Origin of the sequence: Paenarthrobacter sp. AB444, from assembly GCF_028736865.1 — a bacterium.
Taxonomy (GTDB): Bacteria; Actinomycetota; Actinomycetes; order Actinomycetales; family Micrococcaceae; genus Arthrobacter; species Arthrobacter nicotinovorans_B.
Map to the genome: position 1 here is coordinate 103,184 of NZ_JAQZBY010000012.1, position 11,991 is coordinate 115,174.

8 protein-coding genes are annotated in these 11,991 nt (G+C 64.6%); 1 reads left to right on the forward strand and 7 read right to left on the reverse strand.

Annotated features, from left to right (window positions below; all coding sequences use genetic code 11):
• Positions 1 to 38: 38 nt before the first annotated feature.
• A complete protein-coding gene (locus PQ627_RS15390; protein ID WP_274262373.1) occupies positions 39 to 1,709 on the forward strand; it encodes a sensor histidine kinase in 1,671 nt (556 codons plus the stop codon).
• A 2-nt stretch (positions 1,710 to 1,711) separates the two neighbouring features.
• On the opposite strand, the gene PQ627_RS15395 is transcribed toward PQ627_RS15390, so the two are convergent.
• From PQ627_RS15395 to PQ627_RS15425, 7 genes are all read right to left on the reverse strand, one after another.
• On the reverse strand, positions 1,712 to 1,966 hold the full coding sequence (locus tag PQ627_RS15395; RefSeq protein ID WP_144663263.1) for a PLDc N-terminal domain-containing protein: 255 nt from the start codon (positions 1,964 to 1,966) through the stop codon (positions 1,712 to 1,714).
• Positions 1,967 to 2,001: 35 nt separating this feature from the next.
• Entirely contained in the window at positions 2,002 to 3,210 is a 1,209-nt protein-coding gene (locus tag PQ627_RS15400; protein WP_274262374.1) for a 5-methylcytosine restriction system specificity protein McrC, read from the reverse strand.
• 73 nt (positions 3,211 to 3,283) lie between these two features.
• Positions 3,284 to 5,515, reverse strand: a complete 2,232-nt coding sequence (locus PQ627_RS15405) for an McrB family protein (protein WP_274262375.1) — start codon at positions 5,513 to 5,515, stop codon at positions 3,284 to 3,286.
• 59 nt (positions 5,516 to 5,574) lie between these two features.
• Positions 5,575 to 7,512 carry a DUF5107 domain-containing protein gene (locus PQ627_RS15410; protein WP_274262376.1) on the reverse strand — a complete coding sequence of 646 codons (1,938 nt, stop codon included), beginning with the start codon at positions 7,510 to 7,512 and terminating at the stop codon, positions 5,575 to 5,577.
• A 1-nt stretch (position 7,513) separates the two neighbouring features.
• On the reverse strand, positions 7,514 to 10,447 hold the full coding sequence (locus PQ627_RS15415; protein ID WP_274262377.1) for a glycoside hydrolase domain-containing protein: 2,934 nt from the start codon (positions 10,445 to 10,447) through the stop codon (positions 7,514 to 7,516).
• A 299-nt stretch (positions 10,448 to 10,746) separates the two neighbouring features.
• Positions 10,747 to 11,505, reverse strand: coding sequence for a copper homeostasis protein CutC (locus PQ627_RS15420; protein WP_274262378.1), 759 nt, complete (start codon positions 11,503 to 11,505; stop codon positions 10,747 to 10,749).
• A gap of 25 nt (positions 11,506 to 11,530) precedes the next feature.
• Complete coding sequence (locus tag PQ627_RS15425) at positions 11,531 to 11,947, reverse strand: acyl-CoA thioesterase (RefSeq protein ID WP_274262396.1); 417 nt, start codon at positions 11,945 to 11,947, stop codon at positions 11,531 to 11,533.
• Positions 11,948 to 11,991: the final 44 nt, after the last annotated feature.

The window sequence follows — 11,991 nt, forward strand, 5'->3', positions numbered from 1 at the left end:
ATGAACCGAATTTCTTCCGCACGCGTGGTGGTTGTGCCATGACCCAACCCTCAGCGTGGGATATTGGTGAAAAGAAGAAATTGCTGGTTTTTCAGCGCTCGTTCCATGAACATACCCTGCGGATGCGGGTTGTCCTCAGCCAATTGCCGTTATCGGTGTGTGTCTGTATCTCGGCCATTCTGGTGTGGCTGTTTTTCCCCGCCACCCTTGAGAACCCGCTGTTCCTGGTCTTCCTGCTGAGCCAGGCCCTTCTTTTGGGCCTGTGCATTGCGATTCCCTGGCACAGGTTGCCCTTTGCCAGCTTCCTCTCCATCCCGATCCTGGACATGGTGTCCATCGGCTTCGGCCGTGAGGGAGGGCAGGAAGCGCTCACGGGCCTCAGCGTGCTGGTGGTGTTGCCCGTCATCTGGCTGTGTGCTTCCGGGCTGTACCCGCGGCTGGCAATAGCACTGTCCTTTTTGGGTCCGCTGGGTATTGTCTGGATCCCGGTGTTCGTCCATGACCAGGTCAGCGAGCAGGCACTCACCAAACCATTGCTCTTCCCGATCCTGATCCTTGGCATCGGAGTCTCAGTGAGTGTCCTGACCCTGAGCATGGTCCGTCAGCAGCGGGCGCTCGAGCAAAAAGATGAGGCTTTGAAGGAAGCCCTGGACATCAGCACCAAGCAGGAACGGTTGCTGAACACGGTCATGGAAGCCCTGCCCCTGGGGGTGGTGGCTGTTGACGGCGACGGGCACGACATCCTCATGAACCGGCGCCAGCGCCAGAGCCACGCCTTGGCCACCCCGGCGGACAATGCCGATCCCAACGAGTCCGAGCTGTTGGTCTTCGACACGGACAGGACGACGCCCCTCCCCCCGGATCGGCGGCCGGTACGGCGGGCTGTCCTGGGCGAACGCTTCACCGACCAATTGGTGTGGCTTGGTACTGGCCCCGAGCAGCGGGCCTTCACCACCAGCGCCCGCCCCATGCTCGACGACGACGGCAAGTTCGCCGGCTCCGTGGTTGTTTTCAGCGACGTCACCGACCTCGTAAACGCTTTGGCAGCCAAGGACGAGTTCGTCGCCAACGTCTCCCACGAGTTCCGCACCCCGCTGACATCCATCCTGGGCTACGTCGAGCTGATCCTGGACGACGCCAACACTTTGGACAGCCATTCGCGCAAGCAACTCGACATCGTCAAGCGCAATGCGGAGCGGCTGCTCACCCTGGTGTCCGACCTGTTGGCTGTGCGGTCAGGCCAAATCGTCATTCAACGGCACACGGCAGACGTCGCTGAACTGGTGCGCGGCAGTGTCACCTCCGCCGAACCCCGTGCAGCAAAAGCCGGCATAAAGCTCTCGATGGACCTTCCCGAGGCCCTCGAAGCCCGCGTGGACTCTTCCCGACTGGCCCAGGTACTGGACAATTTGGTCTCCAATGCCATCAAATACTCCCCCGACGGCGGCGATGTTGAAGTCGCCGCCTGGGAGGATGACGACTTTATCTTCTGCCGGGTCAGCGACACTGGCATGGGCATGAGCGAAGAAGAACAGGCTGAGGCCTTCACCAAATTCTTCCGCGCCGGAAGTGTCCGTAAAAGCGCCATACCCGGTGTCGGGCTGGGCCTGCCCATCAGCAAAGCCATTGTCGAAGCCCACGGCGGAACCATCACCCTGGAAAGTGTGCCCGGACAGGGAACCACCTTCACCGTGAAAATGCCCGCGTAGCCCTACCGTGTGGCGGGTGTACCGCCTACCAGCCCGGATTCGCGACGCCGGCCAAACAGGAAGTAGCTGACCGGGCCAAAGAAGTTGATGAACGACGCCGCACGCCACAGCGCCTTCTTGCCCCGGATTTGTGAGTCGGGAGTCCGGCCGAGGCTGCGCTGGGCGGCAACCAGCAACGCCAGGTTCACTGCACCACTGAGCACCACGGATACGCGCTGCCCCTTGCTCATATCCCGCCACGACTTCTTGCCGGCCATAGTGCCTCCTATCGGCGAACGGTGTACTTCTCAGGCTAGTCCGACGCCGAGCGTCCCGCCACAGCCTGGCGTACTACTTCGCCCCACGACTGTTCCGCGAGGTCAGCCACGGCTGCCAGGATTTCCGACGGCGGCCGGGACAGGTCCAGCGGATACTCGACGATGTCGATGTCGGTGTTCAGGATGCGCCGCAGTTTCACTTCCCCGGCTCCCGCGTACACCAGCCAGGCCGTGGGAACCCGCAGGGCCGTGCAGTAGGCCAGCAACTGGTAGTGGTCCGCGCTGAGGGAAGCCCCGGCGTCGGACGCCGCTTTGTACTTTGAGTCGTACACCACCACGGGGCGGCCGCCCAGGAAATGCACGGCATCAGGCCGCACGGTCAACCGGTCGGAATCCCGGACGGCTTCGTTGAGCAGGGCGCCGTACTGGAGTCGCATCTCCCCCGGATAAGCGCTCATGGCGCTCCGGAGGGCGGTCCCCACGAACTCTTCGAACACCTGTGCCATGTCCACCACGAACGATGCCGTGCGCTGTTTGCCTTGGCCCGCCTCCGCGGAGCCGTTGCGCAGGATGACTTCGGCCAATCGAAGCGCTGCATGGAAACGAAGATTCATGCGGCTGGCCCGCCACGGCGGCAGCGGCGCACCGGGCTGGAGGCGGGTGACGGCGTCGAGCTTTCCCTTAAGCTGCCGCAGGCGGCTCAAGACGTCGGGCCGGACCCCCGGAACCTGTCCCATGCGTTCCAAGGCGGCTCGGAGGATGCGGTTTTCGGCGATGTCCTCGGTGAATTCGTCGTAGGAGACCTCCAGTGGCACCAGCATTCCAGGCCGCCGGGAGATCTGGTCCGAGATGCGGATCCGGCCCTTGACGGTCCGCAACGATTCCTCCACGTTGAGGTAGCCCTGCAGCACTCCCCGGCTCAGGGCTTTGTCCGCCAGCTGGGCCAGGGACTCGGCGAGCGCACTCCACAGATCCGGGTGCTCCACAGCTTCCACGGAGTGGTCGCGGAAGCCTTGGTCGCCGGCGTAGCTGAGCAGGAACAGCAGGCGGTTCAGGCCCAGCCGGTCTTTGGGACGGACCTCCAACTGGATGGTGGCGGTCCGCACGGAGCCCACCTTGCCCGCGGGTTCAATGCGGTACAGGCCCATGCCCATCGGCGAGGCCTTGGCCAGCCCACTGGTGTTGATGAAGGCCGCGGACTCGGGATCGAGTTTTTCCACCACCCCGCCGGAGAGCTCGTCCATGACGATATGCCGGGGCCCGGTGGTGGGTTTCCTGGCACTGGCCGGTGCCCTTGCCGGCCTCGGGGGGATGGCGTTAGCGGTCGCCAAGACGTCCCAGCAACTGGTCAAGGCCGAAGCGTTCTTCCAACTGGGCGCGGTTCAGTTGCCCGTGGTAGTGCTCCTCCAGCAGTGGCATGAGCTCGTACTTCCAGATGCGGCGCAGGCCGGCGGGGTTCTGCGCGGCGTTCTTCATGAAGTACGACGGTCCGATCATGAGGTCGCGGTCCCAGTCGTCGATCGCGTCGTTGAGGGCATCCAGCAGGTCCGCGTTCAGCGTGTCCAAGCCGCGGGCTTCCAGGAAACGGCGCAGCGAGCCGCGGACCGGTTCAACCTTCGGGTGCAGTTCAATGAAAGCGAAGCGGCGTCGGATGGCCGCGTCCATCATGGCGATGGAGCGGTCAGCGGTGTTCATGGTGCCAATGATGTACAGGTTGTCCGGCAGGCTGAAGGGCTCATTCGGGCTGTACTGCAGGTAGATGCGGTCGTCCCGGTACTCCAGCAGGAAGTACAGCTCGCCGAAGACCTTGGCCAGGTTGGCACGGTTCATTTCGTCGATGATCAGGAAGTACGGTTTGTGGGCGTTCTCCGGCTTGGCGGCCTCCTCCGCGAGCCGCCTCAAGGGTCCGGCCACGAGCTTGAAGGAGACCTGGCCGTCGTCGGTCTTGTCGGGCCGGTACCCTTCAAAGAAGTCCTCGTAGGCGTACGAAGGGTGGAACTGCACCAGCTTCACGCGCTCGTCCGTATGGTCGCCGGCAAGCTCCGCAGCCAAGTGCTTGGCGAGGTAGGTCTTGCCGGTACCCGGAGGGCCGTAAAGGACCAGCTGGCGGTTCTCCTCGAGCAGTTCCGCGATCTCCTGAAGCGGCTCCAGGTCCATGTGCAGCGAGGCCGCGAATTCTTCCGTGAGCGGCCGGAACCCTTGCTGGACGACCTCGACGGCGACCGTCGGCGGGGCCTCGTCCTCACCGTCGGTTTCGGCCTCCACGGGGAGCAGTTCCTGGAGTGCCTGTATGACCCTGGTGACGTCCACGAGGATGCCGGGGGTGGACAGCTGCCGCTGCGCGTGGCGTGGCAGTTCCGGAATGGCGTAGCTGTCATCGAACCAGCGGACCTTGCGGCGGATGCGGCGGTTGTCCTCGTCGTGCTCGGGCTCGCCAAGGACCACTCCCACACGCACGCGGCCGGCGTGCTGGTACAAGGTCAGGTCGCCCGGTTTCATGACCGTGAGGAAGGCGAACACAGCCGTTTTGGTGTCTTCGCGTTCCACATAGCCGAGGTGTTTGTAGTCCTCGTCCACTGCGTGCTGCACTACCCCGGCGGTGACTCCCGCGGTCAAAGTACGCAGGTGCTGGACATCCAGGGTGGCCTTTTCCTCGGCAACCCAGGAGGCGAGCAGTTCCGCGTTGTCGTGGTGGGTGCGCAACAGCCATGACCGGCGCCCCGGGTCCCCCACCTTGCGCCACTGGCTGACCAACTGGCGGGCGTACCAGTCGATGCGCTGCCCGGCTTGCTCGTCCAGGTGCAGGCGGATGCGGTGGATGTCGGCGGTGATGTCCTCGTCCGTGTCACCCTTGGCACCGCCCACCAACGAAGCAAAGGCGTCCCGGATTTCCTGGCGTTCCACATCGGCCACCACGGGCTCGAAGTAGCTGGGCCACACCAGGTACTCGATGCTGCGGCGCAGGGCAGGTTGGTCGTCCGGGGTGGCGGCTGCGAGTTCGTGGAATGCGTGCGGGTCGCTCAGTGCCCGGTTGATGGTCTCCGTGCTCTGGCTGTCCACGTGGGCGACGAAGCGGCACAGCCATTTCAGGTGGTCCCAGATGGTCCAGTTGAACTCGGCAGTGCGGTCACGGATCACGCCGTGGTCCGTCATGCCCTGGTACAGCTCTTCCGGAAGCTCGATGGGTGGCTCAACCCAGGACGCCGCCTCGGCCACGCGGGCGCGTTTGACCCTGAGCGATTTGACCTCGTGGGCCAGCGGCAACGACTGGAGGAACAACAATTCCACGGCCAACAGCTTGGCTTCCCGGGAGGCGCCTTCCAGGTTTTGCCGCAGGTTGGTCATCATGGGCGCCTTGGAATCCTCAACGCCGCGCTCGAGCCTTTCCAGCAGCTCGGCAGCAGCATCCGCAGTCCAGGTGAGTGTGCGGCCGTCCAGCGCCGAGGGTTTGCCGTGAAGCGCCGGACCGAGCACATACCACGCTGCGTCCTCGATCTCTTTGGAGACTCCGGGGGCGCGGTCAATGGCAGGTTTCAAGGAGGGAATCACCCTGCCAACTTACCTTGTTTGGTTTAACCAAGCATCTGGATATCCACAAGCTTTCCGTGCTAATGCATCCCGAATTGGTAGGCCGCAGGCACCGGCTCCTCCGGGCACACTTCCTGCCAGAGTGCCGCGATGGCATCCTCTCCCTCACGGAGATCCGGGACCTCGAGGCCCTCACGCAGGATTGCTGCGGCCTCGGCTCCGTGCCCGCCCCTGGCGAGCGCCAGCGCCCTGAGGAACCGCAAGCGCCCGACGGCGGGTCCCCCGCTGGGTGCCGACTCCACCAGGTCCAGCGCCATGACGGGGTCGCCGTGCCGGATGCTCAGCGTCACCGCTTCCAGAAGCAAGGCAGTGGCAGTCGAATCGGTTTCAACGGCTGTCCGGAGTTCGGCGAGGCCTTCTTCGCCCTGCCCCGACGCCAGCAGGACCAAGCCCAGTCCGCGGTGCGCCAAAGCCCGGGTCCGACGCCGGACACCCTTGGCTTCCAGGACCTCCCGGTAGCCTTCCTCGGCGCCGGCAAGGTCCTGCCTGGCATGGCGCATGGTGGCCAGCTGGAAAAGCCCCTCAGGGTTGTCCTGCGTTGCGAGCAACTCTTCCCAGTCCACCCCCGCAACGTAACTGGGGGCGCCGTCGAACGCTTGTCCCTTCAGCAGCCCGAGCCACGGTTCCTGATCCCCTGTGATGCTTTCGTCCACGAACGGCGTCCCGCTCTCATCCACCCATTCCCGGCCCAGGCGCCGGCGCCGCGCCCGCTCCACAACACCCCAGCCGCTTCCCAGCAACAGCATTTTCGACGGCGGCACGTCTGCGTTGCTGGTCGCTGCAGGGAGCATTGCCTCAAGTTCGGCGTGGGCAAGGAGGTCCTCCAGACGTTCCCCGGCGTGGGCGACGGCAGCATCCCAATCGGTGCCGTGCGAGGTCCCGGCATCCAGATGTCCGTTGCCATACGCCTCAACCCACGCCCACTCCGCCCCCGCCGGCATCACCAAATGCTCGAACTGGGTCTGCGCCAGGCCGGCCTGGATCTCCGCATAGGGACCGGCTCCCGGGCTCAGCCATTCCTGCCAACGTTTGCCGCCTTGGCCCTGGCCCCACACGAAGAGCTTCTTTCCCCGCAGGAGCCCCGTGGACAGCATCGCCAGCCCGTCGCCGTCGTCGTCCCCTGCCACCACCCAGCGGCGCTCGGAGGGGTCGATGTCGAAGAAGAAATCCGCCGCATGCGGGTTGTTGACCAGCCAGGTGCCGTCATAGCCCTCGTGGGCGGTGGGCCGGACGCGGGTGATGTCGGTGGCGTAGTCGCTGCCGAACGCTTCCTGCGCCGGGGCGATCACGCGGGTACGGTCAGTTTCCGGGATGGCGGCGTTGCTCCACCAATACATCGGCACATCGTGGTCGTTTGGGTTTCGGATCCGGACCGCGGCGAACACCACGGGAGAATCCACCGGCAGCCAGATGTCCACCTGAAACACAACCTCCCGGAGCCGCTCGTACTCCCACATGCGCAGGACGTGTTTGCCGTCCGGGGTGTGGACGATCGCCGTGTGCAGGGGGTCGCAACTGGTGGGCGAGTGCCCGCGGGTGCCGATGTTCCACTCCAAACCGCCGGCGAACCAGGCCTTACGCAGTGCGATGTTGGCCAGCTGCGGAGCATCGTGGGTGTGCAGGAGCTGCTTGCCGGTCGCCTTGTCGAAGATCTCCCAGATACGGCCACCCAGCGACGGCAGGACCGTCACCTTGAGCTTGCTGTTTTCAAGCACGACGGCGGGCACCTCCCTGGGTGCGGCGTCGCGGCTGTAGCCGTCCTGCATGAGGTACGGGTACACGTTCGGCACGACTCCATAGCGGGTCGAGGCCTGGAGTGCCTCCGGCACGCCGTCTCCCACGGTGTAGGGCTGGTCGAGTTCGGCTGCGACAACGGGAAGCGGGTTCAGCGGACCGAGTTCGGCCATGGTCAGGGCGATGGTGGTGACGGTGAGGGTGGAGGTTGCGGTGCTTGGCACGTCAGAATCCGATCGTCAAGAGGACGCCGCGCTGCGGCTCGATGGTCATTGTTTCGGCGGGCCCATGGCTCGCTGCGGATTGGAAGCCACGGATCGCCGGGGCCTCGATGGGCAGGGACGCGAGGTGGGCCGATCCGGCGTCGAAGTTCAAGCTCACGTGCACAGTCTCCTCGGCCCAGGAAGCCAACGCCACCACTGCCTTGTCCCCGGAAATCCACGTGGTGGCCAGGACATCGGGATGGTTGGTCCTCACCGGCGCCTGGGAATCCCAGAAGCCATGCATCTGCGCTTGCTCGAGCCCGTGCTCTGCCCAGAACTCCCACAAGGCACGGTTGTCCACGGCCGGAGCCCTGCCCGTCATGCCGAACACCATGCCGCGCCAGGGATTGCCGCCGCCTTCGAGCATTTCGCCCATGAGGCCGAACGGGATCCCGGACAGTTCCACCAGCCAATAGTCCGGGCCTGTGCCGTCGTAGTCGAAGTACTCCCCCAGCCACAGCCGGTCCACATAGGGCAACTGCTCCATGTACAGGTTGGCCGAAGAGGCGTAACCGTCGTGGGCCGTGAATTGGTTGGCGGAATGGAGGTCTATTTCCGGGCCCTCGGTCCCCCGGTCCAGGCAGGCTCTCTCCAGGACTTTGCGGACCCGGAGCATTGCGTGGCGGTCATAGGCGATGTCGTCCAGGTAGATGCCGTCAATGCCGTCCTCCCCCTTGGCAAGTTCGGCGAGGCTGCGCACGTAGAAGTTCTCCCAGCGGGACTGGCCCGTGGTGACCACGGCGATGTCGTCCACATTGGGGGCGAACCACGCCGAGACGTAGCCGCTGCCTGCGTGCTCCTGCAGCCACATATGGCCCTTGCCTGGCCCGTCGCTGAAAATCTCATGGTCCAGCTGCAGCAATGGAAGCAGTTCGGGGCTATGGAAGGTGAGTTCACGCACTGTGTTGTAGACCTTGGCTTTGAGCCCTTGCTCGTGGCATTTAGCGATGTACGCCCGGAGCGAGTCCTCCGTTAACAGAGGGTCGTTGATGTACGGAGCGGGGGCCGTGGCGTGGTGGATGTTCACCACAGTGGCTCCGGCGGCTTTGATGTGCGCAGGCCCGGCCGGCTCATGGAAATAGCGCTTGGACAGGTGCTTGCCGGGTTCGATCACCTTGAACGGCGTCAGCAGGAGCCTGAAATCGAAATGGAGCGGCTGGGCGGGCTGCAGGGTCCGGGCGCCACTGTAGGCGCGCACCGTCACCTTACCCTCGCCGGTCCGCAGGCCCACACCACCACGAACCACCCCTTCCCCTGCCTGGCGGTTGGCCCACGACACCGGCTCCACCAGTGGTTTTTCCTTGTAGAAGTTGGTGTTGAGCGGGCGTTCGTAGTGCTCGTCCCGGAGTGCCAGCTGGACTCCGGCGTTCACCCCGCCCAGCCATAATGCGTCCTGATTCCTGTCCGCAACGTCCCAGGTCCAGTCGATGCTTTCGGGTCTCCGGCCACCGGGGATGCCCAGGCCCATGGCGAACGGCACTGTTGCCTCATGAAACCCGAGCTGCAGGCCGACATCGGGCACTTCCAGAGGCGCGTCCGACGCCAGTTGCAGCGAGAACTGCACCGTGCCGTCGGCGTCGAGTACGCCGTTCACGTCCAGGGTCACGGCGGCGTCGTGGTCATCGTGGCCGGTCCAGCGGCAGTGCCAGCTGACTCTCGCCGGCCCCTCCACCGTGAAAGTGAGCGGCGAATGGTTCCAGCGGATACCGCCAACGTCGAACCGCACGGGAACGTCAAAAAGTTCGACGCCGGGGCCGGCCGTTGACGTAACCGCTCCAGTGAAAGTGGACGTCACCTGCGCTGGCAGGCCCGTCCCGGAAAGCTGCAGGGTCCTGCCCAGGATTCCCAGCGTCCTGTTGGGCTCGTCCAGCGTGATGGCAGTGAAGGGTGCCACGAGCTCCGCGTCCTGGGCCATGGTGGAATCCAGCCAGGCCAGCCGCCGCAGGAAGCGCGGATCCCCGAAGCCCCCGGCGAGGATTTCCGGGTCGCTGTCCGGTGCCACGTCCAGGGTGACCTTGACCAGCTGTTCGTGCTCCTGGGTGGAGGCGCTTGCTGCGGTGATCGTGAGCACGGCCTCAAGCGTTGTACCCGCGGCGTCTGCAGGTACCGGAAGGACCACATACAGTGCCTGTACTGTCCCTGCCGCGACCCTCATCGGCTGGCCCTGTTTCCTTCCGGACCACGGCCGGCCATGGCGGTCCACGCCGGCGGTAGTGATGCAGTGCCCTTCCATGCCCGACACCTCCACCCTGATGTCATTGACGTCTTCCTGCGCATAGAGACCGAGCTGGACGACGTAGTCCTCGCCCGCCTGGGCTGCCCCACGAAAGTCAGGTGACGGGCCGTTGATCACCCAGTGCGCTGGCAGTTCCGTACGCAGGGAAATCGGGTTCAAGCGATCTTCTGGAAACAGCAGGAAGGGCTCCCCTCTGTGCTCCAGGTGAAACTGCTCCAATTCCCCGGCACGGGCGGTGAAGTTCATGGGCGCGAAGGAGTCGCGGTGGCTCGCGGCCTCGTATCGAAGGACTGTGGCCCGGGGCAGTTCAGCGGTCCCACTCGGCGCCCACACCGAAGGTCCGACGGCGGCCGCCCAGGCTGGGTCCGCGGCCGGACGCCGCGGGAGGTACTCCGCCTGGGGATAGTGGGGCTTGCCCAGCATGGCGTACGGCAGGTAATACACAAAGTAGATGCCGGGCCCGTCCAGGGCCTCGAACACCAGGGTTCCGGCCTCTCTCGTGGCCTGTTCGACCACCACGTTGCGAACCCTGGATCCGGTGGCTTCCGAGACAACGATGATCTCGACGGACGCCGGATCGGCGTCCTGCCGTCGCCACGGCAGGACTACGCGGTGAGCGGCAGTCTTGTGGAGGGTCCTGGTGGGCTGAACCTGGACCACGAACCGGTGGTTCCCATAAAGGAATTTGTCCCAGGCCCCCACAGCGCATTCCAGCTCCGGATGGCCCGAAGCAATGACGCTTGTTTCTGTAGTGGTCGGCGGGCTAACGAGGGCCGGTGAAACCGGCGAAGGCAGCGGCATCGCTGGGACTCCTGAAGGTTGCTTTGGGGCTTTCCACCGAGTTGGTGAATCCTTCAATCATTGGTGCAGGAGTGCCCTCTGTAAAGAGTCATTACGATGCACACTCACTGCCAAATCCTGGCCCGGCGTCTGGACAACCAGGACACTTTCGGCTGCTTTCAGTTGCCGGCGTTGACTGCGTTGAGTTTCGCTTTGGCTTGGCGCACAATCTCCCGGTCGGTGACGGTGTAGGCCGTGGGATCGCTGCCGTCCTGGGAGCCCAGGGAAATCGTTCCTTGGCTGAGCGTCGAGACAGTCTTCTTGGCTGAAAGGTGGACTGCCGACAAGCCGGCGGAGCGCATGGCCGGGATGTCTTCCAAGGACAGTCCCCCACCGGCCATGATCTCCAAGGCACCTCCGGCGCGCTCAGCCATCCTGGCAAGGGTGGCAACACCCGCCCCGGCCGTTGGTGCATGACCGGAGGTAAGAACCCGGGTGAACCCCAGTTCCAGGAGCTGATCCAGCGCGGCCAGGGGATCCCGGGACTGGTCGATGGCACGGTGGAAGGTCACTTCAGCCCGTGAGTCCGCCTCACGGGCCGCCTCCAGCAGTCTCCGGACCGTGCGAACGTCCACATCACCCGAAGGTGTCAACGCTCCCACCACAACGCCGTGCGCGCCCTGGGACAGCAGGTGCCGGACTTCATGGACCATGGTGTCCACATCCGATGCCGAGTACAGGAAGTCCCCCGGCCTGGAGCGGACCAGCGGATGGATTTCCAGCCGCCCGTCCACGTGCTCCAAACTCGCTTCCAGCAGTCCTTGGCTTGGCGTGACGCCGCCGAGCTCCAGGCTGCTGCAAAGCTCGATGCGGTCGGCACCTTCTGACGCCGCAACTCCGGCTCCGGCAGCGCTGACGACGGCAATTTCAAGTTTCATGCTGAAACTCTACGTGCCGGGAAGGTCAGGCCTTATACCTTTCCAGCTTTTCCCTTTGCCCGGGTGTGAGTCTTAGGACCCGTCCCGTCTCCTCGGCGACAAAGGCCAGATGCGTGGTGGCTTTGACGCACTCATCCCGGGTGACGGGATCCTTGATGACGTAGTGAAGATCGAAACTGGCACCCTTGATGGCACCCACCCATATCTCCACGACGGCGGGAATGTTGCGGTATTCCAGCGTCCGCACGTAGCGGACCTTGTGCTCCACCACAAGGGTCATGATGCCCTCCTCAACGTCGTTGAAGAGGGCAGCCGGCGGCTCCACGCCGGGAAGGCCCGCGCCTCGGGGAGGTCCGAATGCGGCGATTCGCGCTTCCTCGAGCATGCGGACAATCTGGACATTGTTGATATGTCCGTAAGCGTCCATGTCTCCCCAGCGCATGGGCACGAGGACCTCAATGCGCCGGGGTTCCACGGACTCGGTCA

Bases quoted from the DNA above. Each gene is read 5' to 3' on its own strand.
- PQ627_RS15425 (WP_274262396.1), bottom strand. From the start codon at position 11,947: ATGCGCTGGGGAGACATGGACGCTTACGGACATATCAACAATGTCCAG.
- PQ627_RS15420 (WP_274262378.1), bottom strand. From the start codon at position 11,505: ATGAAACTTGAAATTGCCGTCGTCAGCGCTGCCGGAGCCGGAGTTGCG.
- PQ627_RS15390 (WP_274262373.1), top strand. From the start codon at position 39: ATGACCCAACCCTCAGCGTGGGATATTGGTGAAAAGAAGAAATTGCTG.
- PQ627_RS15395 (WP_144663263.1), bottom strand. From the start codon at position 1,966: ATGGCCGGCAAGAAGTCGTGGCGGGATATGAGCAAGGGGCAGCGCGTA.
- PQ627_RS15400 (WP_274262374.1), bottom strand. From the start codon at position 3,210: ATGGACGAGCTCTCCGGCGGGGTGGTGGAAAAACTCGATCCCGAGTCC.